The 24,187-nt window shown below is 70.3% G+C and carries 21 protein-coding genes; 7 read left to right on the top strand and 14 right to left on the bottom strand.

Annotation, left to right across the window (positions count from 1 at the left end; translation table 11 throughout):
- Positions 1-41: 41 nt before the first annotated feature.
- Positions 42-1,478: a phosphomannomutase/phosphoglucomutase gene (locus FHX33_RS01100; protein ID WP_021763956.1), complete on the bottom strand. Its 1,437-nt coding sequence runs from the start codon at positions 1,476-1,478 to the stop codon at positions 42-44.
- Positions 1,475-1,696 (bottom strand): DUF3499 family protein, encoded by a 222-nt coding sequence (locus FHX33_RS01095; RefSeq protein WP_021763955.1) that lies wholly within the window; start codon positions 1,694-1,696, stop codon positions 1,475-1,477. The genes FHX33_RS01100 and FHX33_RS01095 overlap by 4 nt, the downstream gene beginning before the upstream one ends.
- A 42-nt stretch (positions 1,697-1,738) precedes the next feature.
- Between FHX33_RS01095 and FHX33_RS01090 the strand changes: the two genes are divergently transcribed.
- Positions 1,739-2,182, top strand: a complete 444-nt coding sequence (locus tag FHX33_RS01090) for a metallopeptidase family protein (RefSeq protein WP_039922941.1) — start codon at positions 1,739-1,741, stop codon at positions 2,180-2,182.
- 16 nt (positions 2,183-2,198) lie between these two features.
- Here the strand turns inward: FHX33_RS01090 and FHX33_RS01085 are convergent, their stop codons facing one another.
- The 5 genes from FHX33_RS01085 to FHX33_RS01065 form a co-directional block, all read right to left on the bottom strand.
- Positions 2,199-3,629 carry a DUF5719 family protein gene (locus FHX33_RS01085; protein WP_039922946.1) on the bottom strand — a complete coding sequence of 477 codons (1,431 nt, stop codon included), beginning with the start codon at positions 3,627-3,629 and terminating at the stop codon, positions 2,199-2,201.
- On the bottom strand, positions 3,622-7,041 hold the full coding sequence (locus FHX33_RS01080; protein ID WP_183428067.1) for a glycosyltransferase family 2 protein: 3,420 nt from the start codon (positions 7,039-7,041) through the stop codon (positions 3,622-3,624). Before FHX33_RS01080 ends, FHX33_RS01085 begins: the two co-directional genes overlap by 8 nt.
- Positions 7,042-7,111: 70 nt before the next feature.
- Complete coding sequence (locus FHX33_RS01075) at positions 7,112-7,438, bottom strand: WhiB family transcriptional regulator (protein ID WP_021762796.1); 327 nt, start codon at positions 7,436-7,438, stop codon at positions 7,112-7,114.
- A 187-nt stretch (positions 7,439-7,625) separates the two neighbouring features.
- A complete protein-coding gene (galE, locus tag FHX33_RS01070) occupies positions 7,626-8,588 on the bottom strand; it encodes a UDP-glucose 4-epimerase GalE (RefSeq protein ID WP_021762795.1) in 963 nt (320 codons plus the stop codon).
- Positions 8,589-8,645: 57 nt separating this feature from the next.
- On the bottom strand, positions 8,646-9,824 hold the full coding sequence (locus tag FHX33_RS01065) for an acyl-CoA dehydrogenase family protein (protein WP_183428066.1): 1,179 nt from the start codon (positions 9,822-9,824) through the stop codon (positions 8,646-8,648).
- 125 nt (positions 9,825-9,949) lie between these two features.
- Between FHX33_RS01065 and manA the strand changes: the two genes are divergently transcribed.
- The 3 genes from manA to FHX33_RS01050 are packed head-to-tail and all read left to right on the top strand — an operon-like array spanning position 9,950 to position 13,777.
- Entirely contained in the window at positions 9,950-11,107 is a 1,158-nt protein-coding gene (manA, locus tag FHX33_RS01060) for a mannose-6-phosphate isomerase, class I (protein ID WP_021762793.1), read from the top strand.
- A gap of 32 nt (positions 11,108-11,139) precedes the next feature.
- Positions 11,140-12,471, top strand: a complete 1,332-nt coding sequence (locus FHX33_RS01055; protein WP_021762792.1) for an O-antigen ligase family protein — start codon at positions 11,140-11,142, stop codon at positions 12,469-12,471.
- 10 nt (positions 12,472-12,481) lie between these two features.
- Positions 12,482-13,777, top strand: coding sequence for an O-antigen ligase family protein (locus FHX33_RS01050; protein ID WP_021762791.1), 1,296 nt, complete (start codon positions 12,482-12,484; stop codon positions 13,775-13,777).
- Here the strand turns inward: FHX33_RS01050 and FHX33_RS01045 are convergent.
- Entirely contained in the window at positions 13,763-14,749 is a 987-nt protein-coding gene (locus FHX33_RS01045) for a glycosyltransferase family 2 protein (protein ID WP_021762790.1), read from the bottom strand. The two genes, FHX33_RS01050 and FHX33_RS01045, sit on opposite strands and share 15 nt — an antisense overlap.
- Complete coding sequence (locus tag FHX33_RS01040; protein WP_021762789.1) at positions 14,749-15,918, bottom strand: glycosyltransferase family 2 protein; 1,170 nt, start codon at positions 15,916-15,918, stop codon at positions 14,749-14,751. Before FHX33_RS01040 ends, FHX33_RS01045 begins: the two co-directional genes overlap by 1 nt.
- Before the next feature lie 102 nt (positions 15,919-16,020).
- Here FHX33_RS01040 and FHX33_RS01035 point away from each other — a divergent pair, with 102 nt between their 5' ends.
- Genes FHX33_RS01035 through FHX33_RS01025 form a run of 3 tightly spaced genes read left to right on the top strand, consistent with a single transcriptional unit; the run spans position 16,021 to position 19,223 of the window.
- Positions 16,021-16,980, top strand: a complete 960-nt coding sequence (locus FHX33_RS01035) for a glycosyltransferase family 2 protein (RefSeq protein ID WP_021762788.1) — start codon at positions 16,021-16,023, stop codon at positions 16,978-16,980.
- Positions 16,981-16,983: 3 nt separating this feature from the next.
- Positions 16,984-18,129 (top strand): hypothetical protein, encoded by a 1,146-nt coding sequence (locus FHX33_RS01030; RefSeq protein ID WP_021762787.1) that lies wholly within the window; start codon positions 16,984-16,986, stop codon positions 18,127-18,129.
- A 5-nt stretch (positions 18,130-18,134) separates the two neighbouring features.
- Positions 18,135-19,223, top strand: coding sequence for a glycosyltransferase family 4 protein (locus FHX33_RS01025; protein WP_021762786.1), 1,089 nt, complete (start codon positions 18,135-18,137; stop codon positions 19,221-19,223).
- Here the strand turns inward: FHX33_RS01025 and FHX33_RS01020 are convergent.
- The 5 genes from FHX33_RS01020 to FHX33_RS01000 are packed head-to-tail and all read right to left on the bottom strand — an operon-like array spanning position 19,202 to position 24,159.
- A complete protein-coding gene (locus FHX33_RS01020) occupies positions 19,202-20,353 on the bottom strand; it encodes a glycosyltransferase family 4 protein (protein WP_021762785.1) in 1,152 nt (383 codons plus the stop codon). The genes FHX33_RS01025 and FHX33_RS01020 overlap by 22 nt on opposite strands.
- 1 nt (position 20,354) lies before the next feature.
- Entirely contained in the window at positions 20,355-21,956 is a 1,602-nt protein-coding gene (locus FHX33_RS01015; protein ID WP_169730328.1) for a DUF2142 domain-containing protein, read from the bottom strand.
- A gap of 10 nt (positions 21,957-21,966) precedes the next feature.
- Entirely contained in the window at positions 21,967-22,953 is a 987-nt protein-coding gene (gene galE, locus FHX33_RS01010; RefSeq protein ID WP_021762783.1) for a UDP-glucose 4-epimerase GalE, read from the bottom strand.
- A 10-nt stretch (positions 22,954-22,963) separates the two neighbouring features.
- The gene (locus tag FHX33_RS01005; protein WP_021762782.1) at positions 22,964-23,425 is read right to left on the bottom strand and encodes a DUF2304 domain-containing protein; all 462 of its coding nucleotides are present in this window, start codon (positions 23,423-23,425) and stop codon (positions 22,964-22,966) included.
- Positions 23,426-23,436: 11 nt separating this feature from the next.
- Positions 23,437-24,159, bottom strand: a complete 723-nt coding sequence (locus FHX33_RS01000; RefSeq protein WP_021762781.1) for a glycosyltransferase family 2 protein — start codon at positions 24,157-24,159, stop codon at positions 23,437-23,439.
- Positions 24,160-24,187: the final 28 nt, after the last annotated feature.

Raw genomic sequence — 24,187 nt, 5'->3', positions numbered from 1 at the left:
TGCGCGACCGGGAGCGGGCCCCGGATGACGACGGGGCGCCGTCAGGCGCGGATGAGCGCGAGGACCTCGTCGCGGATGCGCGCCATCGTCGACGTGTCCGCGGCCTCCACGTTCAGCCGGAGGAGCGGCTCCGTGTTGGAGGAGCGCACCGAGAACCACCAGAACGGTTCGTCCTGGCCGACCTGTCCGACGACCGTCAGGCCGTCGAGCTCGTCGAACTCGGCTCGAGAGGCGAAGGCCTCCACGATGCGGGTGAACGCGCCGGGGACGTCGTCGATGGTCGAGTTGATCTCGCCCGACTGCGCGTACGGCGAGAACGCGGACGCCAGCTCGGACAGGGGGCGCTCCTGACCACCGAACTCCGCGAGCAGGTGCATCGCCGCCAGCATCCCGTTGTCGGCGCTCCAGAAGTCGCGGAAGTAGTAGTGCGCCGAGTGCTCGCCGCCGAAGACGGCGCCGGATTCGCGCATCGCGGCCTTGATCAGCGAGTGCCCGACACGGGTGCGCAGAGGGGTGGCGCCCGCGGCCTCGATCGTCTCGGGGACGATGTTGGACGTGATGAGGTTGTGGATGACGGTGATCTCGGCGTCGGGGTCCGTGGCGCGGGCCCGCGCGATCTCGCGCAGCGCCACGATCGCGGCGACGGCCGACGGGTTGACCGCGTCGCCGTTCTCGTCGACGACGAAGCAGCGGTCGGCGTCGCCGTCGAAGGCGAGTCCCAGATCGGCGCCGTGCTCGACGACGGCCTTCTGCAGATCGACGAGGTTCGAGGGCTCCAGCGGGTTGGCCTCGTGGTTCGGGAACGTGCCGTCCAGTTCGAAGTAGAGCGGGACGATCGTGATGGGGAGGGCCGGAAGGCCCGCCTCCTCGCCCAGCACCGACGGGACCGTGAGGCCGCCCATGCCGTTGCCCGCGTCCACGACGACGGTGATCGGGCGGATGCCGCTCAGATCGACGAGCGAACGGAGGTAGGCCGCGTACGAGGCGAGGACGTCCTCCGCGCGGAACGAGCCCGGGGTCGGCACCGGCGCGACGCCGTCGGCGAGGAACGCGGCGGCGCGGTCTCGCACACCCGAGAGCCCGGTGTCCATGCTCAGCCCCTGCGCGCCCGCGCGGGAGAGCTTGATGCCGTTGTACGTCGCCGGGTTGTGACTGGCGGTGAACATCGCGGCGGGAGCCGCGAGGGCGCCCGAGGCGTAATACGACTCGTCCGTCGAGCAGAGTCCGATCGAGACGACGTCGGCGCCGCGCGCCTGCGCACCGCGGGCGAACGCCTCAGCGAACCCCGGAGAGCTGTCGCGCATGTCGTGCCCGACGACCAGGTCTCCGCCGGCCGCGCCGACCTCGTCGACGAAGGCGGCGCCGATGGCCTCGACGACCTCGGGGGTCAGCTGCTCGCCGACCAGCCCACGGATGTCGTAGGCCTTGACGACGGAGTCGAGAGAGGTACGGAGGTCATCGGGATCGCGTCGGTTCACGACCCATAACCTACTTCACCGAAGACCTCGTGGCGCACGATGCTCCATCCCTGCGGCGCCGAGAGCCGCTCGGCGTGGATGGCGCACAGATCGTACGTGTGCGGCTCGTGCGAGAGGCTCAAGGGGCCGAGGACGGCCATCGAGTCCGCGTAGACGTACGTGAGCGTGGCGACGGCATCGCGCGGACACGCGACACGGGAACACGGACGGCTCAACATCGGGCTCAGACTACCCGAGCCCGTGCGACGTAGGATGGCGACATGCCCCGCAACCGCCGCACCAGCAGCCAGCCGCCGGCCACCAGCCGCTGGCGCAGCAGGCACGGCCGCGGCGCCCGCGGACCGGTGACGGGGCCGCACCTGCCGATGCTGCAGAACCGCATCGACTTCTTCGACATGACCGTGGCCTCCACCGCCGACTACCTCAAGGGCGTCTGGCCGGAGGAACTGGCGGACGTCCACTTCGAAGTCGCGGCGACGCCGATCGGCAACACCGGCACGGACGGGGTGGACCGCTGGCGCGTCGACCACTCCCGGCGCCGCATCGTGTTCTACCGGGTGCCCATCCAGCGGTTGACGAAGCTGCACCGCGAAGACGACATCCACCGGCGCATGTATATCGAGGGCTGCGTCTTCCGCGCCGTCGCCGAGCTGCTCGGCAAGGACCCGTGGGACCTCGCACCGGATCGGTTCCGTCACTTCTGACGTCGCACGGTCACCGTCAGCGGGGGTAGACCTCGATCGGAGCGGCGAGAGGCCCGGGCGGCGCAAGTGCGAACGTGCTGCTCGCTCCGTCGGCCCCGAAGCTCACACTCGCGCGCAAACCCTCGGCGCCGTCGATCGTGTACCGGGTAGCGGTCACCGGGACGTGCGCCGAGCCTTCCGCCGGGACGACGAGAGTGGTGGCCTTCCCTCCGGCCGGTGTGATCGTGACCGTGCGGTCCTCCTCACCGGCATTGGCGAAGTGCAGCGCCCCGCCCGGACCGTTGGGCACGGCCGCGAGCAGCGTGTCGTTCAGCGGAGAGGACGAGACGAACCAGGAGAAATCGCGCTTCGACGCGCCGATGCGCGTCGTCCTCGCGGCCGCGACGACCGGCACCGACGAGTTGACGGTGACGGTGTAGCTCCCGTCCTTCAGGTCATCGAGGGGAATCTCCGCGACATTGCCGGCCTTCACCGTCTGAGCGTGCGAGGTTCCGGCTGCGGTCCCCTCCTCCCCCACGACGCCGACCGTGACGTCGGCGTCCGTGCTGCCGGGGACGAAGATCCGGAGGGCAGGGAACTCCACGCCGACGTTCTCACCGGATTCCGCGGCCGTCACGGCCGCGAGGTTGACGATCGTCATCCCGGAGATGATCTGCTGACGCGACGGAGCGCCCGTGCCGCCGGTGAGCTCCACTCCCTGGGGCTGGATGCCCTGCTCGAAGCTCTGCTGCATCGTGGCGACGACCTCGCCGCCCGTCGTCTGGACATGGACGACCGGTGCGGCGGCGGCGGGTGCGAGGCCCGCGAGCGGGATCACCTTCTGACCGCCGGCCGGGACGGTGATCCCGGTCGCGCCGGGCGCGCTGACGACGCCGGTCTCGGTGTAGATGCTGAGCGACACCGTCGCGTCGACGGAGGTCGGGTTGGCCAGCAGGACGAGGCTCGTCTGACCGAGCGATGTCGCCCCCGCGACGAGCCAGATGTCCGCGGCCGGCTCCGCGCACGCGGCGGCGGCGAGCCCGGCGAGGTCGTCCGACGTCACGGTCTGAACCTGAGCGCCGGCGAAGAGCGGCGGGGTACTGGCGCCCTGCGGTGTGGAGACAGTGAGGGCCTGCGGAGCATCGGAGCTCGAATCGGCGTCCGAATCGGGCTTCAGACCGCGCACCTGGACGTCGGGCCCGTCGGTGCCGTAGCTGCTGCTCGCCTGTCCGATCGGGCTGGCCTGCGTCGCCGAGCCGGCGTCCGCCGCCAGCGCTAGGACGGGGCCGGGGCACACGCGCTGCTGGTCGGCCGCGACCGGCCGGACCGTCTTCGAGGGGGCGCCGATCGCGAAGTCGGGCAACGGGAGCAGGGTCGCGCCGGCGATGGCCACCACGGCGACGCCTGCCCCGACGATGCCACCGAGTGCCCGGGCGCCGATGCGGGCCAGTCCACGCTTGTCAGCCACGGTCGCCTCCATCGTCGGTCACACGTCGCGGTCGGATGATCGTCTCCTCGAGTCCGTCTTCGAGCGTCGTCTGCTGCTCGTCGACAATGGGCACGGGCCGGGTGGGGAGTCGCTGCTCGTCAGCGGGCTGCGCCTCGGTCTCGGCCGGGTCGGCCGCGAGAGGCGAGGGAAGGGCCACGGCCACCGGAGGCCGGCCGACGAGGGGCACTCGTTCGGCGGGCATCGCGGGAGCGGGGGCCATGGCAGGGATGGCCGACGGCGCGGCGGACCGCGTATCGGCCGTCGGCGCGATGTCGCCCGCGGGCTCGGGCTCGGGCGCGGGCTCAGGCTCGGGCTCGGGCTCGGGCTCGGGCTCGGACGCAGGTTCGGGCTGCGAGGCCGACGCGTCGCCGGTCTCTGGCCCGGGCTCCGGGACCGGCTCCGCAGCTCGCGCATCGTCCTCGTCCGCCGACTCCACCGCGGCCTCGTCCTCCGGCTCGGCGTCGTACTCGGCCAGGCTCTCGTCCGCGATCGTCTCGTCGCCCTCGGCCGGGTGCTCCGGCTGGTCGTCCGGCTCCACCGCGACCACGTCCGCACCCTTGCCCTGCGCGCGGCGGGCGTTGAGCTCGGCGACGCGGTCGGCCGAACGCGTGGTGGGGATGGACATGAGCAGGGTCACACCGACGACGATGCCCTGCACCAGCAGCACGAGGATGCGCCAGATCCCCCCCGCGTCCGCCGGGATCCCAGCCGCAGCCGGCACGCCGGTCGTTCCGCGGGAGAACGCCCAGAGTCGTCCGCTGTCCGTCGTACCGACGCTCGTCAGCACCGCATTGGCGTCGAGGGCGACCGTGGCCCGGGTCTGGGTGGCCTGCGCCGCGCCCGTGTCGTCTCCGTCGAGCGGGAGAGCCGCGGGGGCGAGAAGGACGAAGTCGACGCCGAGATCGGTCAGCTCCTTCGTCGCGTCGTATCCGCTCCGCGACGCGAGGTTGCCGGCGAGCGTCGCCAGGTCGCCCTGGTCGGTCGTCACCGTCCTCCGTGTCGTGGCGAGCGTCGACTGGTCATCGAGGGTGGCACCAGCGCCGCGGACGACCTCCGCGGCGATGCCCCCGCCCGGCTGCGGCGTGATCAGCAGCGTCCCGGTGCGAGGCTGAGTCGAGGCCTTGGCCGTGACGACCGCAGGCATGGTGCGCCCGTCGCTCTCGGCGACCGCCGCGGTGTGGTTGACGGTCATGATCGCGACCGGTGCCGCAGCGACACCGATCGCCACGATCGCGACCCAGGCCGGGTAGACGGCGGCGCGGCCGAGGGCGGAGAGGGCGAGGACGGCCGCACCGGTCATCCCGAGCCAGTAGAGGCTGACGGCGGTCCCTGGCCAGATCGGCACGACGGTCCCGCCCGCGACGGCGACCTGGAGGTGCAGCGCGCCGACCGCGGTCACGAAGCCGGCGAGCGCGACCGCAAGGGCCACCACGGCGCGCACGGTGCCGCGCAGGAAGAGGGCGAGGAGGGCGAGGATGCCCAGCGGCGCGAGGAGAATGGCGACCAGGATCGTGGGCGCGTGAGCCAATCCGGTGCCCTCGAGCACCTGATGCCAGCCGCCGAGCATCCCGTCGGGGAAACCCAGCGCCAGCTGCCACGCGGGTGTCTGACGGGAGTCGAGCGGGACGCCGGGATCGGCGAGGATCGAGAGCCAGGCGCCGCGCGTGCCCTGCTGCCAGACGAGCGGTGCGAACAGAACGATCGTCGGCAGCGGGATGAACGCGATCCGCGCCGCGCGACGGCCTGCGAAGACGATCGCCGCGATCCAGGCGATCACGAGCGCCGGGAGCAGGATAGGTGCGCATGCGGCCGTCGCCGCCGCGAGCAGGGCGGTCGTCGCACTCGCCGCCCACGAGCGCCGTGCCGCGAGTCCCGCGAAGAAGAGCCACGGCAGCAGGAGGTGCGCGAGCACGGCCGACGGCCGTCCGTCCTGCATCGCCAGGAACAGGGTCGGCGCGAACGCGTAGACGAGGGCTCCGAAGACGCGCAGCATGGTGCGGGAGGTGAGTCGGGCGGCGGCCAGCCACGCGCCGAGCGCGGTGAGGGGCAGCGCGACGATGTAGAGCACCACGAATGAGAGGGACGGCTGCCAGAAGGTCACCGAGCCCATCACGGCGAGTACGGCGGAGAACGGGTCGGCGGCACCGGTGAAGCCGAGGCTCACATCCCGCCACCCGTAGCCCAGGTTGGCCCAGAGCTGCCCGACCGACGTGTCGAGGGGCAGCAGGCCTCCCCCGGCGAGCGCGCCGGAACCGACCAGCGGGTAGAACAGCAACGCGCCCGCGACCAGCGCGATCAGCACGGTCCAGCCGCCGCCGGTACCGAAGAAGTCGAGATCCTGTCGTTCGCCCTGCTGGGAGACGAGTGCGGCCTCGCGCTTGAGCGCGCGGGCGCGGCGCACCTCGGCGAACGGGATGCGGAGCGGAGCGACGGCCGCCCAGGTGACGGTGCGGCTCTTCGCCAAGCGCCCGCGTGCGTTGCCCACCGCCATTCCGGAGAAGGCGACCCGGAACGCCGCGGCGAGCTCGCCGCCGATGGAGCCCGGCTCCTTGCGCAGCAGCCGGACCAGAGAGCGCAGGATCGCGAGCGGGACCAGGCTCAGCCAGTGGAACGGAACGGCCCAGCCCGGCGCGTAGACCATCCGGCGGTGCAACTGCGCCGCGCGCCGCTCTTTGACGAGCCGGCGCCGGACGCGCCACTTCGGAGAGAGGTTGGGGCCGGCGAGCCCATCGCCGCCGATGGCGACCCGGGCCTGTGCGACGAGCGTCACGCGGTACCCGGCCAGGCGCGCCCTGGTGCAGAAGTCGAGGCCGTCGTCGGCGGTCGGGAGAGCCGGATCGAAACCGTCGAGCGCCTCCCACAGAGTCTGGCGCACGAGCATTCCGGCGGACGACACGGCGAGCACATCGCTCAGGCCGTCGTGCTGAGCCTGGTCGAGCTCGTTCTCGACGAGCGGCACGGAGGCGCCGAACGGGGTCATGGCCTCGCCGAACTCGCGGATGAAGGCCGGATCCTCCGCGTCGACCAGCTTGGGTCCGACGACGGCGACCGAGGGGGACACTTCGAGCGCGGCGAGCAGTGCGGCGAGTGCCTCGGGCTCCGGCGCGGTGTCGTGGGCGAGCAGCCAGATGAGCTCGTCCGACGAGGTGGTCGGGGGCAGGACGCGGATCGCGGTCGCCACCGCTGCTCCGAACGGGAGCTTCTCGGGGATGCTGAGCAGCTGGGTGGGTCCGGACTCGGCCAGCAGGCGGGCGGCGTCGTCCGTCGTCGCACAATCGACGGCGATCACGGCGTCCGGTTTCCTGGTCTGAGCCGCGAGGGCGTCGAGAGTGCGCTGGAGGCGGGGGCCGCCGCTGTGGGCGACGACGATGGCGGTGACTCTCGGATACATCGGAGTCAGCCTAAGTTGGGGTCACGCCGATTCCGGTAGTGCGTCGGGCGCGGCGTGGATTCGGCGACGGTCAGCCGGCGCGCTTGCGGAGCTTGCGACGCTCGCGCTCCGAAAGACCGCCCCAGATCCCGAACCGCTCGTCGTTGGCGAGCGCGTACTCGAGACACTGCGACCGCACCTCGCAGGAGGTGCAGATGCGCTTGGCGTCGCGCGTCGAGCCGCCCTTCTCGGGGAAGAACGCCTCGGGGTCGGTCTGCGCGCAGAGCGCGTCGGTCTGCCAGGCCAGCGGATTGTCTTCGGCCTCGTCGACATTCGACCGGACGCCCGGAACTCCGAGCCGGACCGGATCGATGAACCAGTCGTCGGGTACCCCAGAACGATATTCAGGAACTGTCATATCGGTCTCCCCACCCCATCAACTACTGGGACACGCAAAAGACGTGTCCCAGTAATTACACCGTTGTCATTCGCGTCCGTCAAGTCGCGAATCGTAAAGCCTTAAGCCGTGGTCGAGACTTCACGACGCGCCGACGGTCGACAACAATAGCGACACGCCCGAACGTTCTACCCCCGGGAAGGCGGTCTCAGGACGCGGCCTGGCGTGCTTCCCAGGCGCTGCGCACCATCTGGTCGAGTGTGTGGCGCATCTTCCAGTCGAGGTCGCGCGCGGCGAGCTCTCCGGACGCAACGATCCTCGCCGGGTCACCCGCGCGTCGAGGCCCCACTTCTGGGGTGAAGGCGATCCCGGTCACCTCGGCGACCGTCGACATGATCTCGCCGACGCTCACGCCGTCGCCGCTGCCGAGGTTGTAGACCGCCTCGATCTCCTGACCTGCGTCCAGGCGCTTGGCCGCGGCCACGTGGGACACGGCCAGGTCGGCGACGTGGATGTAGTCGCGCACACAGGTGCCGTCGGGCGTCGGATAGTCGGTGCCGTTGATGCGGGGCGTGCGACCGTCGACGAGGGCGTCGAAGACGAGCGGGAAGAGGTTGTGCGGGCTGGTGTCGCGCAGCGCCGGGTCGCCCGACCCGACCACGTTGAAGTAGCGGAGCGACGTGTGGCGCAGGCCTGCCGCGACGCCCTGGTCGTGAAGAAGCCACTCGCCGATGAGCTTGGACTCGCCATAGGGCGACTCGGGGCTCTTCGGCGTGGTCTCCGTGACGATGTCGACGTCCGGGGTGCCGTACACCGCCGCCGAGGAGGAGAAGACGATCGCGTCGACGTCGGCCTCCTGCATCGCGGCGAGCAGCACCGCGGTCGCGGTCACGTTCTGCTCGTAGGTGTGCAGCGGCCGCTGGACGGAGACGCCGGCGTACTTGTACCCGGCGACGTGCACGACGCCGCTGATCGCGTTCTCGGCGAAGACCCGCTCGAGGAGCGCGCCGTCGAGGATGGTGCCGCGGTAGAAGGGGATCCCCGCCGGCACGAAGTCCTCATGGCCGCTGGAGAGGTCGTCCACCACCACGACGTCGATGCCCTCGTCGCGGAACGCCCGCACCACGTGCGAGCCGATGTAGCCTGCTCCTCCGGTCACCAACCACGCCACGGGGTCCTCCTGCTCTGCTCGCCGATCGAGTGCAGGAGAAACCCTATCGCGGGCGGATCAGACGAACGCCGCCTCGCCGGTGATGGCGCGGCCCACGATGAGGGTGTTCATCTCACGGGTGCCCTCATACGAGTAGAGCGCCTCCGCGTCCGCGAAGAAGCGGGCGACGTCGTACTCGATCACGATGCCGTTGCCGCCGAGGATCTCGCGGCACCACGCGACGGTCTCGCGCATGCGTGCGGTGGCGAACGCCTTGGCGAGCGCCGAGTGCTCGTCGCGCTGCTGCCCGTCGTCGAGCATCTGCGAGACGCGGGTGCACAGCGCGATGGAGGCGGTGATGTTGCCGATCGACTTCACCAGGAGGTCCTGGATGAGCTGGTGCTTGGCGATCGGCTTGCCGAACTGGACGCGCTCCTGCGAGTACTTCAGGGCGGCCTCGTACGCACCGATCGCGACGCCGACGGCGGCCCACGCGACCTCGGCGCGGGTCAGGCGCAGCACGGCGGCCGTGTCCCGGAAACTGTTGGCGTTCTGCAGGCGCAACGACTCGGGGACGACCACGTTCTCGAGGGTGATGTCGGCGTTCTGCACCATGCGCAGCGACTGCTTGCCCTCGATCTTCGTCGCCGTGTAGCCGGGGGTGGAGGTCGGCACGATGAAGCCCTTGACCTGACCGTCCTCGGCGCTCTTGGCCCAGATGATCGTGATGTCGCTGAAGGTCGCGTTGCCGATCCAGCGCTTCGAACCGTTGAGGACCCAGTTGTCGCCGTCGCGGGTGGCGACGGTCTGGAGTCCCTGGGCGGAGTCGGAGCCGGAGGTCGGCTCCGTCAGACCGAAGGCGCCGATGACCTCGCCGCTCGCGAGCTTGGGCAGCCACTCGGCGCGCTGCTCGTCGGAACCGCAGACACCGACGGCGCCGAGCGCCAGGCCGTTCTGCACGCCGACGTAGGTGCTGACGGACGCATCCACGCGCGCCAGCTCGAGGGCGACCCAGCCGCGGAACACGGCCGAGTTCTCGAACGCCGCGGTCTGCGGGAAGCCGAGGCCGATCGTCCCGGTGCCGTGCAGCACCTCCACGATCTGGTGCGGGAACTCGGCGCGCTCCCAGTACTCGTTGACGATCGGCTTGATCTTCGTCTCGAGCTCCGAGCGGAGGTTCGTGAGGAACTCCTTCTCGCGCTCACCGAGGAGGTCCTCGAAGCCGTAGAAGTCGCTCGCGAGTTTCTCGAAGGCCATGTCTGCTCCAGTGCGTCCAGGGGATCTGCGGGCCGCAGCGCGGCCAGCGCCAGCCTAGGGACGGTCGGCGGGCTTCACAAAGCGGTTGGTAGTTTGATCTAACCGGATCGAAGGGAACACGACGGATGTTTGTGCGCATCGGCAACACGCCGCGGGACTACGCCTGGGGATCGCGCACCGCGATCGCCGGACTGCTGGGCACCACTCCGAGCGGCGAGCCGGAGGCCGAGCTCTGGCTGGGCGCTCACGCCGGTTCCCCCGCGCGCATCCTCGACCCAACGCAGACCGCGGGTGCCGAGGACCTCGCGGCGTGGCCGGAGACGGCCCACCTGCCCTACCTGCTCAAGGTGCTCGCGGCGGCCGGACCGCTGTCGCTGCAGGCGCATCCCTCGTCCGAGCAGGCCAGGGAGGGCTTCGAACGCGAGAACGCCGCCGGCCTCGCCGCCGACTCCCCCGAGCGCAACTACAAGGACCCGTTCCACAAGCCCGAACTGATCTTCGCGCTCTCCGATCCGTTCGAGGCGCTCTGCGGATTCCGCGATCCGGCCGTCAGCCGCGCGGTGTTCGAGGAGCTCGCGACCAGCTCGGGCGATCCGCGCATCGCCGCGTTCGCCGACACCCTCCAGGGCGAGCCGGGCGACGTGCTGCGCCGCGCGACCGAGTGGCTGCTCGGAGGCGACTCGGCCGTGGCGGAGCTGGTGGAGGCCGTGGTCACCGCGTCGGAGAGCCGCGACGACCGCGACGCCGACACGGTGCGGATGCTGTCCGCTGCCTTCCCCGGCGACCCCGGCATCGTCCTCGCGCTGCTCCTCAACCGGGCGACGCTGCGGCCGGGAGAAGTGCTCTACCTGCCCGCCGGCAATATCCACGCCTACCTCGACGGTCTCGGGATCGAGCTCATGGCGGCGTCCGACAATGTGCTCCGCGGCGGCCTCACGCCGAAGCGGATCGATGTCGCCGAACTCGTGCGGGTGCTCGACTTCTCGCCGATCGTGGCGACGCCACTGGCGCCGGAGCATCCCGCGGCGGGCGTCGAGGTCTTCCGGCCCGACGTCCCCGACTTCGCACTCGACCACGTGGTCGTCGGCGGCGGGGTCGCATCGGCGCCCGTCGAGCTGCCGGGCACCGCGATCGCCCTCTGCACGGCGGGTGAGGTGGAGCTGACCGGGGCGAGCGGATCGCTGCGGCTGACCAGAGGCGAAGCCGCAGTGGTGACCGCCGACGAGGGGACGCTCACGGTCACCGGCGACGGCACGCTCTTCGTGGCGACGCCCAACCGGTGAACGTGCGCCCCCGCGTCGGCTATCCTGCCCGGATGACCCCCGCTTCCCCGCCGCTCGATGCGCGCGTCCGCGCCGCCCGGGCGACCACGGGGACGGCGGCCTCCGTCTTCGCCTCGCTGCTGCTCTTCACGCTCTTCGCCGGCGATTTCTGGCGCAATCTGATCAGCTGGCCCGGGTACTTCGTGCTCGCCGCTCTGCTGGCGGCCGGCAGCGTGGTGTTCCTGGTGCGGCTCCGGCCGGCGTTCCGGTGGCGCAAGGCGCCCAAAACGCTCGTGCTCTTCCTGCTGCTCGCCGTGGTGTCGATCGCCTGGTCGGCCTATCCCGGCGCGAGCGCCCTCGGCGTTCTCGCCCAGCTCGCGACGACGGCCGGGGCGGTGTTCCTGGCGCTGTGCCTCAGCTGGCAGGGGCTGGTCGCTGCGCTCAGCAACGCGTTCAAGTGGGTGCTCGGCCTGTCGCTGGTCTTCGAACTGGTGGTCGCGGTCTTCGTGCGTCACCCTGTCCTGCCGCTCACGCCGATCCAGCCCGTCCCCGCGGGCAAGCTGCCGTCCGCGTTCTACTGGAGCCGCGACCTGCTGTTCCACGGCGGCCCGATCCAGGGCATCCTCGGCAACAGCAACCTCCTCGCGATGGTCGCGCTCCTCGCGCTGATCGTGTTCGGCATCCAGCTGGCCGACCGGGCACCCCGGCGGGGCGTGGTGATCGCGTGGCTCGTCGTGGCCGCGCTGACACTCGCCCTCACCCGCTCGTCGACCGTGATCGTCGCGACGCTGGTCACCGCCGTCGTCCTCGGCTTCGCCCTCTGGACGCGCCGGGCGGGGCCCGATCGGCGCCGCCCCGTCTACCTGACGGCCGCCGTCGCGGTCGTCGCGGTCGTCGTCCTCGTCTCCGTCTTCGCCTCCCGCATCCCGGCGCTGCTCGGCAAGAGCGAGGACCTCACGGGCCGCCTCGACATCTGGGACAAGGTGATCGGGCTGGCGCAGCAGCGCCCCGCGTTCGGCTGGGGCTGGGTCAGCTACTGGGCGCCCTGGGTGTCGCCGTTCCACGACCTGGCCGAGCGCAACGGCGTCGTCTACCTGCAGGCCCACAACGCGTGGCTGGACGTCTGGCTCCAGCTCGGGATCGTCGGGCTCGTGGTCTTCGCCCTCCTGATCATCAGCACGCTCTGGAGGTCGTGGTTCTTCGCCGTCGACCGGCCGCGGGTCGACGTCGCCGACCGTCTCCCCTACACCGCGTACGCGCTGCTGCCCCTGCTCCTCCTGGCCGCCCTGCTCGCCCAGTCGCTCGCGGAGAGCCGCATCCTGATCGAAGCGGGATGGACGCTCCTCGTGGTGCTCGCGGTGAAGACGAAACAAGCCGCCCCGTAGGATTCCTGGTATGGCCGAACCGCGCACCCCCCGGGTCCCCGCCGCGGTGACCGAGTTCCTGGGTTCGGCGCGCTTCAACTCCGCGCTCGCCCTGCTGGCCGTCGGCGTCGCCTTCTCGACCCACGCCATCCGTGCGCTGATCGGCTGGCCCGGACTCATCGGCGCCCTCGCGGTGCTCGCGGTGCTCGCCGCGCTCTCGTTCGCGGCGCAGTGGCGCCTGATCGAGTGGCACGGGCTCCTCCCGGTGTCGGCCCTGCTCTTCGTCGGCTGGTGCGCCCTGTCGCTGCTGTGGAGCCAGTACCAGTGGGCGACGCTGGCCGGGGTCATCTACCAGCTGCTCTTCGCCTTCCTGGCGGTCTACATCGCGCTCGTGCGGGACGCCATCCAGATCGTGCGGGTGGTCGGCGACGCCCTGCGCTTCCTGTTGACCGTCTCGCTCGCGTTGGAGGTGCTGAGCGGCCTGCTGCTCGACCTTCCGATCACCTTCCTCGGCATCCAGGGCAACATCGCCTCCGGCGGCCCGATCCAGGGTCTGTTCGGCTCGCGCAACCAGCTGAGCATCGTCGCGCTCATCGCGTTCGTCACGTTCCTCGTCGAGCTGCGCACGCGCTCGGTGCGCCCGCCGCGGGCAGCCTTCTCGATCACCCTCGCGGTGCTCTGCATCCTGCTCGCCCACTCCCCCGTCATCGCGGCGGTCTCCCTGGTCGTCGGGCTCGCGACGCTCGCGCTCTACCTGATGCGCAAGGTCCCGGTGCACCAGAGGACCTTCGTGCAGTGGGGGCTCGCGATCCTCACGGTCGCGGCGCTGGTGGCCGCGTACATCTACCGCACCCGGGTCATCGACCTCCTCAACGCCCGCGCGGACTTCCAGGTGCGCTACCAGCTCTGGATCCAGATCTGGGAGCTGATCCCGGTGCAGCAGAGCGTGGGCTGGGGCTGGGCCGGGGCGTGGCCCACCGACCTCTACCCGTTCACGGCCATCCAGGCCGCGACCGGCGTCTACCATTCGGACGGCCTCAACGCCTACCTCGACGTCTACCTGCAGGTCGGCATCATCGGCCTCCTGCTGTTCGTCGCGCTCATCGGGCTCGCCTTCGTGCGCTCGTGGCTCCTGGCATCCAACCGGCGCAGCGTCGTCTACGCCTGGGCGCCGCTCGTGCTCGTGTCGCTGCTCGTCACGAGCGTCTTCGAGAGCTCGATCCTGGTCGAGGCCGGATGGATGCTGCTCATCGTGTGCACCGTCAAGGCGTCGCAGGGGATGAGCTGGCGGCTGCGGCTGCCGCACCGGGACTCACGCCGGCTGTAGGAGGTCCCGGATGATGTCGGCACGCCCGCGGCTGGCGAACCGTTCGTAGCGGCCGCCCACGGCGATTCTGCGGACACGCCAGGGGCGGCGGAGCCGATTGGCGGGCAGGGCCGCACGCTCCGCCTCGAAGCGGGCCTTCTCGCGCGCCGCGTCGACGAACCCGGGAGGGACGCGGTCACCCAGAGCGGCCAACCGATCGGCCAATACGCCGAACCGTGTCGCCAGTACCGCGTTGCGGTCGCCGCGCGGCTCGAGCACCCGCCTCATCTTCCCGGCCACTGTCGGTGCCGCGACGCCGATCTGGTTGGAGTCGTGCTGCCGATAGTCGATCGTCGGCTCCTGGAGCACCTCCACACGACCCGCCGCTGCCGCCACCGCGGCGAGCCATTCGTCGTGCACCCACCCGTCGGCGAATGGAAGAGTGACGTCGAGCAGCGTGCGGCGGAAGACGACGGTGGCTCCGGTGGCGAGGTTGCGACGGATGAACGCGTCGAACGCCCTCCCCGCCAGCTCCGCGTCGAACTCGGACGCGGTGACCTCCAGCGACTCGAAGAGGGTGCGATGCAACGGCTGTCCGTCGGTGTCGACGAGATCAGCGTCCGTGTGGACGAGCAGCAGCCCCTCGTCCGCCGCGAAGCGGGCCACGATGCGCTCGAGGCGCCCCTCGTGCCACACGTCGTCCTGGTCGCTCAAGGCGATGAGATCCCCGGTGGCGGCCTCGACCGCCCGCTGGAAGTTGCGGGTCACACCGAGCGGCCGCTCACCTGTGAGCACGACGACCGTGACGCCGTCGGCCAGGGGGGACTCGGCGATCTCCCGCACGATGCTGAGCGTCTGGTCCGTCGATCCATCGTCGGAGACGATCAGCTCGTCGGGGCGGGGGCGCTGCAGAAGGATGCTCTCGATCTGCTGGCGCACGAACCGCTCACCGTTGTACGTGCACAGGGCGACGCTCACCCGCGACTCGGCCATCACTTGCGCTTCAGAACCACCGACAGCACCCCGAGGAACATGCCGGCCATGATCGTCTGCGCGCCGAGGATCATCAGCAGAGCGGCGGGAACGGCGATACGGAGAGTGTCCTGGGCGTTCAGCGCACCGAAGCCCGACGAGGCCCACACGGAGAACTGGATGACGGCGATCGCCAGACCGAGGAGGAAGAGGATCACACCGGCGATGGCGCTCGACTCGAGGCTGATGCGTCGCTCCAGGCGATCGAAGTTGCGGCTTCGGGGTATTCGGAAACCTTCGTGCTGAGCGTAGATCTTGCTCAGGATGGCGAAGATCACCCCTTGGTAACCCACCACCGCCAAAGCGGCCAGATAGACCTGGCTCGACACATCGAAACCGATGTCGCCGATGACGAGCGGACCGAGACTCAGGAAGAACGTCCCGAGGATGCCGATCGCGAAAGCGATGGAGCCCGGGACCAGGAACAGCCACCGCGGACTGAAGATCAGCAGGAAGCGGAGGTGGCGCCAGCCATCGCGCCAGCTGCGCAGGTGCGGTGGCCTCGAACGCCCGTCCTTGCTGAGGGTGGTCGGCACCTCGCTGACCTTGCTGCCGTTGAGCGAGGCCTTGACGACCATCTCGCTCGCGAACTCCATCCCTGTGGTCTGGAGGTGGAGCTGCGTGATCGCCGCACGGTTGAATCCGCGCAGTCCGCAGTGGAAGTCGGAGATCGGCGATCGGAAGAAGATCTTCCCGATGGTCGAGAGGACGGGATTGCCCAGATATTTGTGCAGCGGGGGCATCGCACCTGGTTCGATCCCGCCGAGGAACCGGTTGCCCATCACGAGGTCGTCCCCAGCGCGCAGCCGTTCGACGAAGGGATCGAGGTTCGAGAAGTCGTAGCTGTCGTCCGCGTCGCCCATGATGACGTAGGTGCCGTGGGCGGCGGCGATACCGCCGAGGAGGGCCGCGCCGTAGCCCTTCTCCGCCACCGGCACGACACGCGCGCCGTGCGCTTCGGCGATCTCCTGCGAGCCGTCGGTGCTGCCGTTGTCGGCGATGAGCACCTCGCCCACGATTCCGGCGCGCGCGAGGTAGGCCTGCGCTTTGTCGATACAGACGGCGAGCGTCTCGGCCTCGTTGAGGCAGGGCATGAGGATCGAGAGCTCGATCGCCTGGACGGTGGTCATGAAAGGTCGGGATCCTTGGTCGGTCGTCGTGGAATGAAGCCGATCATATCCATAACGACCCGATCGGCTCGTCAGTCGCCGCATGTCTGCGATAGTTGACGGGTGACTCAGGACGCCCGCCCGACCATCGACGTCGTGGTTCCGGTCTACGGGAACTGGCACCTCACCGAACGGTGCCTCGCCCACCTCACCGCGCAGACGGTGCCCCATCGTGTGATCGTGGTCGACGACGCCGGACCTGACGACACCGTCGCACGGCTGGAGGCGGACTATCCGGCTGTGACCGTCGTCGCGCTGGCGACGAACAAAGGCTTCGCCGGTGCGTGCAACGCCGGCATCGCCGCAGGAGACGGCCAGATCGTCGTCCTCGTCAACAACGACGTCGAGGCCGAGCCGGAACTGCTCGAACGGCTCGTGCAGCCGTTCGCCGACGACCCCGGCACGGGGAGCGCCTCGCCCCTCCTCCTGAAACCGGACGGCCGGGTCGACGCGTTCGGGATCTGCGCCGATCCGACCATGGCGGGATTCGTGCGGTACAACGGTGCCACCGAGGCAGACGTCGTCGACGGCGCCCCCGCACCACGGCTGCTCGGCCCCTACGGGGCCGTCGCCGCTTATCGCCGCACCGCCCTGGAGGCGGTGGGCCCGCTCGACGAGGGCATCCAGATGTACGGCGAAGAACTCGATCTGGCGCTCCGCCTCAGCGCCGCAGGCTGGTCGACGGCCGCCGTCGTCGGTGCGCGCGGCATGCACCTGGGCGGCGCGACCTCCGGCCGGGGCTCGGCTCAGCAGCGACGACGGGCCGGATTCGGCCGCGGATACCTCGTGCGCGCCTACGGAGTGCTGCGCACGCGCCACTTCGCACGGGCCCTGCTCACCGAGCTCATCGTGTGCGCGGGCGACCTGGTGCTCAGCCGCGATCTCGCTTCGACGTCCGGCAGGCTCGCCGGCTGGCGGGCCGGACGGACCGCGTCCCGCAGGCCGAGGCGCATCCCGGGCGTCGACACGCATCTCGGGTTCGTCCAGTCGCTGCGGCTGCGTGTCGGAGACAGGCGGGCCTGACCGATGAGCACGGAACTCCCTCCCGAGATCCGCCTCCGGCGCGCGGCGATGTCGCTCATCACGCTGGTCGGAGGGGTCTCGCTCGCGGTGATCCCCGCGGCCACGATCTCGATCTCGTCCCGAATCTTCACGATCTCCGAGCAGGGCGTCATCTCGGTGATGATCATGGTGGCGACGTTCATCGGCCAGCTCACCTTCGCCGTCGTCGTCGAGTCCCGGCTGAGCTCCGCCGGCACCGAGCGGCGGGTCACGTTCCCGCTCTGGCTCGCCGGACTCTCACTGATCGCCGCCCTCGCCGTTGCGATCCGGTTCGATGACGCCGTCGTGCTGTGCATCGCCCTGCCGGTGTTGCTCGCCTCACTCGAAGTGGGACGCGGCGTGTCCGTGGCCGAGCGACTGGACACCCGCGAGATCGGCGCGGCGATCGCCGTCGGCGTCGGAGCGCTGGCCGGAGTGCTCGCCGGGTTCTCCGGCGCGCGCTGGGCGCTGATCCCCCTGGTCGCAGGGATCTTCGTCGCCACCCTCATCCGTTCGCTGCCCGTCGAGCACCGGCCGAGCGCCCCGGAGCCGCGGGTGCTCGGCTGGGTGGTGGCCGACGTCGCCCTGACGGGCAGCATCTACCCGCTGATCAACTGGACGATCCTGTCGTTCCTCGGCCCGCTGCCCTCCGTGCTCTTCACCTCCATCTCGACGGTCTCCGGGGTTCTGGCCATCCCTCTGAACTTCATGCGATTGCGGCTCCTCAAACAGCACTCGCTGCTCGACATCGTGGTCTCGGCCGGATCGGTCCTCGCCGCGACGGTCGTCATCTTCGTCTGCGAGTTCCTCGGTGTGTTCGGGTACATCTTCGGCGCGGGATGGACGCTGCAGGCAACGGTCCTCCCCCTGCTGATCGCGTGCCTCTGGCGGGCGGCCTCTTTGGCGACGACGATCCCGTTCGCGTCGCTGCGTCGCATGGGCGAAGCACGGCTCCTGACCATCCTCCGCGGAGTCGTGGCCGTCATCACCTTCGCCGTCGCCGCGGCGGTGGTCGCCACCCAGCAGCTGGGCTGGATCTTCGCCGTGCTGCTGCTCGGGGAGCTTCTCCAGGCGTTCCTCTATGAACTCGCCCGGCGCCGCAAGACCGCCGCCCCACGAGAAAGGGTCTGACCGCGATGCCCCGCATCCTCGTCGATCTGCTCTTCTACACGGGCACGAAGGGCGGTATGGAGTCGTACGTCAGGAACGTCTATCGAGAACTGGGCGGCCTCACCGACGGGCTGGAGTACACCGCACTGCTCCCCCGTGAGGCGGAGAGCCTCGATCTCGGCTGGTTCCCGGGCGACGTCGTGCGGTCCTCGGTCTCCGGGGAGGCGCGCGCGTCGTGGGCACTCGGGGAGCTCCGATCGGTGCCCGCCGCGGCACGGCGGATCGGCGCCGACCTCATCCACGCCCCCGCGAACATCGGGCCGATCCGTTCGCGGGTGCCCGTGGTGCTCACGGTGCACGACCTCCTCCCGTTCGTGCATCCGGAATGGGTACCGGGACCCTACTCGCCGGTGCTGCGCGCGCTGATCTCGCGCGCGGCACGGAACGCGCGCCGCGTCATCACGGTGAGCGAACAGTCGCGCGCCGATCTGCAGCGCATCCTGCGGCTCGGCACCGACACGGTGGACGTCGTCCCCCTGGCCGGCCTCCCCGTCTCCGAACGCACGGCGAGCGCGCACCGTGCGGACGACCTCATCCTGAGCCTCGGCAACCGGATGCCCCACAAGAACTTCGAGACGCTCCTCACGGCGATCGCCCGCATCCCGAGCGAAGCGCGGCCCCGCCTCGTCATCACGGGGTCGCACGGCGACGATCCGCTGCGCCCGCTCGTCGAGAGGCTCGGCATCGCCGCCACCACGACCCTCCTCGGGTGGGTCGACGACGACGAGATCGAACGGCTCTACTCCGAGGCGACAGCGGTCGTCGTCCCGACCTTGTTCGAGGGATTCGGGCTTCCGGTCCTCGAGGCGATGTCGCGCGGGTGCCCGGTCATCTGCTCCGACCTGCCGGTCCTGCGTGAGGTGGGAGGCGATGCCGCACTGTACGTGGACCCGCGCGACCCGGACGGGCTGGCCGATGCCCTGCGCGCTCTGCTGGGCGATGCCGCCGCACGCGAGCGACGCTCGTCGGCGGGTCTCGCCCGAGCCGAAGGGTTCTCCTGGGCGCGGACCGCGCTCGCGACGGCAGAGAGCTTTCAGCGGGCGCTGGACGAGTAGCGCTTCACGATCTCGTCGACCGAGGAGCCGAGGTTCTGAGACCGCCGGGCGGTCGCGAACCATTCGGCGGTCGTGGCTCGCAGCGCCGCTCCTCCCCCGACCGCATCCAGGATCGCCGACCCGAGCGACTCCGCGCCGGCGTCGTCGGCGACGAAGCCGTTGACACCGGCTTCGATCAGATCCGCGGCGGCATTGTCATCGCCGGCGACGACGACGCTCGGCGTCCCGACCGCGGCAGCCTCCGCGACCACGAGCCCGAAGCCCTCGCGTCTCGACGGGTTGACGAGCACCGCGGCCTCCGAGAAGAGGCGCGCGAGCTCGTCGTCCTCCACGCGACCGCGGATGTCGAACAGCGGCCCGACGTCCTCCGCCTCAACAGCACGGCGCAACGCTTCCGTCTCGGGCCCGGTCCCCACGACCACGACGTGCACGGAGGGGTCGCGGCGCCGGGCGACTCCGATCGCGGCAGGAAGCGCCGTCAGCTGCTTGTCCGGGATGTGGCGTCCGGCGAAGAGCACGAGCCCGGGATCCACCGGGGTCGGGTGCGCCGTCACCGGCGCCTCGGCGAGATCCAGGAGGCCGAGGACGATCGGATCGAGCCGACGTCGATAGCGGCGGATCCGCGCGCGCGTGAACGAACTGTTCACGGTGACATCCGACGTGAGCCGGAGGGCGACCCATTGCAGCACCGACGCGACAGTGCCGACGAGCGGGCCCGAGTACTCGCGCCACTTGCGCCAGGTCCACACTTCGAGCCAATCGCTGAGCAGGCGCGTCCGTGTGCCGATGGTCGCGGCGCGGGCCGCGAACACATTGAGCACCGGGAGAGCGCTGGCGATGACCAGGTCGTACTCCCCACGACGGCGACGAAGCTCGCCGAACGCCGCCGCCGCGAAACCCGCGGCAGCCGCCGTGCGACGACCGCCGGAGGCATCGTAGATCTCCCCGCTCCACACCGGGACGACCGTGAAGGACGCGTCCGGCTCATGGCCGTCGCCCCACTGGCGTCGCGTGAGGTAATCGACGCTGTGCCCGCGCTCGACCAGCAGCTCGGCCATCCGACGGTACACGCGCTCCCCACCGCCGGTGTTCACCGGGAAGAGGCAGTCGTACACGATGGCGATCCGCACGCTAGCGCCCTCCCGGAACGGCGGGCGAGGCCGCCTCGATCGTCGCGTCGACGGGCCGCTCGGGGAGGTCCGCAGCGGGATCGCGGTGACCCGTCTGGAAGCCCAGCCACACGGCGAAGCCGACGGTCGCCAGCCCGTAGAGGACGAGGAGGAGCTCCCACCCCAGCGGCGGCTGCCACTCGGGATGGAACATCGCGCCGATACCGTGGCCGAAACCGGTGACGTACCGCCGAAGGACGGTGAAGAACGCCAGAACACCGAAGAGCGCGCACAGGGCGAGGCCGATCCGCACGACCCGCACGGAGAGGAAGTCCAGACGCGATCCGCCCGCCCTCGACAGCATCCAGGCGGCCAGGAGAGGGACGGCGATGTACAGGAGCAAGCCGTAGCGCCCCTGCCAGATCAGGCCCGTGCGCGAGATCTGGACGCCCTGGACGACGGCGGGGATGAGGACTGCGCCCGCCAGCGCGCACACGACGACCACGGCTGCCCGCCGTCCGGCCCCGCTGACGGCGAGAATGACCAGCACACCGATCGCGACGACGACCAGGGCGTAGAGCATCCACGGCAACGGGGTGTCGAGCCAGCCGAAGACGCCGAGGCCCTGCTGAACGTACCCGGGCGTCCGGCGGAGCATCGCGGCGACACCGGAGACGACGCTCGCGCCGACCAGTGGTGCATCGTTCGCGCCCGCCTGCCCGCCCGCGCCGTTCGTGGCGATCGTCCAGGCGGCCGAGAAGAGCATCCCGACGGCGATGACGCCAACCCAGATGTACGTGCGCCCCCTCGAGAAGAAGGCCCGCGCAGCTCTCCATCCGACGACGGCGACGCACGCCGCGACGATCACGACCACCCAGAGCGGCCCGATCGAGCGCGCGTTGGCGAGCAGGATCGCCGACACGGTCACGAGCGTCCACAGGTACGCACGCGGAAGTCCCACGTCGTCGGAGAGCGGATCGTGACGTTCGAGAAGGCGCAGCAATGTCGCCCACAGCCCCGCCGCAGCGGCGACCTCGAGCCCGTTCGGATTCACCGAGCCGGCGAGATAGAGCACCATCGGGCCGGCGACGAGCATCATGCCCAGCGGCAGCCAGCGCGAGCGTCGCGATGAGAGCGCCGCTTGGAAGCCGAACGCCAGCAGTGCGGAGCAGAGCAGAGCGCCGGCGATGCGCATCCCGTAGACGCCCGCCTCCCCCTGGTCGGTGAGCAGACTCGGCCAGCCGACGAGGTAGTAGTAGATCGGGTTGTACGCTCCGACCCAGGTATCGAAAGTGGAGGATCCCGTGCCGTCGCCGAAGTGCACCGCGCAGTGCGCCGAATCCTCGGGGACGAACAAGAAGCACATCGCCGAGTGGTTGTAGTGATAGCCGGGCGGCAGCTGGACGACGAGGTACTTCGCGCCGGGCTCCACCGCGCCGATCACCTGTCCGCGTACTTGTGCGATCGCCTTCGCGGCGTGGGCGTTCTCGTCCGGCACGGAGAAGAGCGGGCTCGCGAGCGCCCACAGACTGGACAGCACGGCGAGGAAGACGAACGGGATCCAGAAGGTCCGGACGGACCGCGATCGTCGAACCGCGATCGCTGGCGAGTCGGATGCGGTCACCCGCATCACGCTAGGGCATTCCGTGCCCGGCCCGGATCGCGACATGCGCGTCCCACGCGGACCGCACGATGTCGTCCAACCCGTGGGACGCCTGCCAGCCGAGTCGATCGCCGATCTTCTCCGCCGATGCGACGACCACCCCGGCATCCCCGGCTCGACGACCGACGATCTCCGGGACGAGCGAGGAGCCGGCGGCCTGGAGGATCGCCTCGACCATCCGGCGCACGCTCGTGCCCTCGCCGGTACCGACGTTGAACACCTCGTGGTCGCCGCGCCCGGCCACCGTGCTGTCGACCGCGGCGAGGTGAGCCCGGGCGACGTCCAGCACGTGAACGTAATCGCGCACGCAGGTTCCGTCGGGCGTCTCGAAGTCGTCTCCGAAGATCAGCGGAGGAAGCCCTGCGTCGATCCGCTCGAACACCATCGGCACGAGGTTGAGCCGGGCACGGTCGGCCAGCTCAGGTGCTCCCGTGCCCGCAACATTGAAGTACCGGAGGCTCACGGCGGAGAGGCCGAACGAGCGTCCCGCATCCTGGACCAGCTGCTCACCGACGAGCTTCGTGCTGCCGTACGGATTGATCGGCTGCGTCGCCGCACCTTCGGTGATCGCGGCCCCGCTCGCCATCCCGTAGACGGCTGCCGACGAGGAGAAGACGAGTCGCGAAACTCCGGCGTCCTCCATGGCGAGCAGCAGGTTCGCGAGGCCCCCGACGTTCTGCTGGAAGTACCACGCGGGCCGCTCGACCGACTCACCGACCTGCTTGCGGGCCGCGAAGTGGAGCACCGCGTCGATCCGCTCCTCTCGCAGGCACGCGGCCAGCCGCGGGATGACATCGACGGACGCAAGGTCGGCCTTCATCAGTCGGACGTCCGGAACCCGGTCGACGTCACCGGAGATCAGATCATCGGCGACCACCACATCGTCGCCGCGCTCGATCAGCAGGCGGACGACATGCGCACCGATGTATCCGGCTCCGCCGGTGACCAGGATTCGCATGGAGACGAGTCTACGAGACGCCGTTGCGGTCGGCTCCGTCGACGGCGGGCTCCACCGGCACCGTTTCCGCCGCGGTGGCCTGCCCGGCCGGCGGCACGGGCTCCGCAGGGCGTCCTGCCTCGACCTCAGCGGCTGTCGGCGCCTGCAGGATGGCCAGCTGCCGGGCGAGGATGGTGATCTCGCGCTCGGTGTTCCGATGGCGGCGCTGGACGAGGATCGAGTTGCCCGCGAACACCACGATCAAGCCGTAGAGCAGGAGGTCCGCCCCTCGGCCCACCCCGAGGACGTGCGCGACCGCCGTGACGGCGGAGGGGAAGATCACCGCGAGCACGACCAGGACCAGCAGCGCGATCATCAGCAGCCGGCGGATCGCGACGTGCCGCTGACCGCGCCCGGGAAGCATCAGGAACACCGCGAACGCGGCGAGCGCGACGATGAGGATGATCTTGATGACGGTCTGACCGGCGTCCATGGCGCGCCTCCCTACTTCACGAACAGATCGCTGAGGATGTTGACCGAGTTCCAGACGGACTGGCCTTTGGCACGCGAGTAGTCCGTGTAGACCACGTGCACCGGCGCCTCCGCCCAGCGCAGTTCGTTGCGCGAGATCTCGGACACGATCTCCGAGGCGTGAGCCATGCGGTTCTGCGTGATGGCGATGGACGAGGCGGCCCGCCTGTTGAACGCCCGCAAGCCGTTGTGCGCGTCGGTCAGGTGCACACCGGTGCTGCCCCGCTGGAACGCCACGGCCGTCTTCAGCACCGCCTTCTTCACCGGCGACACCCGCGTGCGATCGTCGAGGAACCGGGAGCCGATCACGACGTCGAGCGGCTGCGTCGCCAGCATGTCGACCATCGTGAGCGCGTCGGACACCTGGTGCTGGCCGTCGGCGTCGAACGTGACGAAGTAGTCGGCCTCCGGGTCGCCGAGTGCCCAGTCCAGACCCGTGCGGAGGGAGGCGCCCTGACCGAGGTTGATCGGATGGCGGACCACCACTGCTCCCGCCGCAGCGGCTTCGTCGGCGGAGCCGTCGGAGGATCCGTCGTCGACGCAGACGACCTTCGGGAACACCGTGCGAGCGTCCTCGATGACGGCTCGGATGACCGGCGCCTCGTTGAAAAGCGGGATCACGAGCCAGGTCTTGCCCTCGACAGCGGAAATCGGTCGTCTCCAGATCGCGTACGTGTACGGAAATTGCTGATCCATACTAGCTCCGCCGTACCGTGGGGGAGCT

The sequence above is a fragment of the Leifsonia aquatica genome, from assembly GCF_014190775.1.
Classification (GTDB): domain Bacteria; phylum Actinomycetota; class Actinomycetes; order Actinomycetales; family Microbacteriaceae; genus Leifsonia; species Leifsonia aquatica.
Note: the sequence above shows the minus strand (reverse complement) of the source record. Positions and strands in the feature narration are given on the sequence as shown.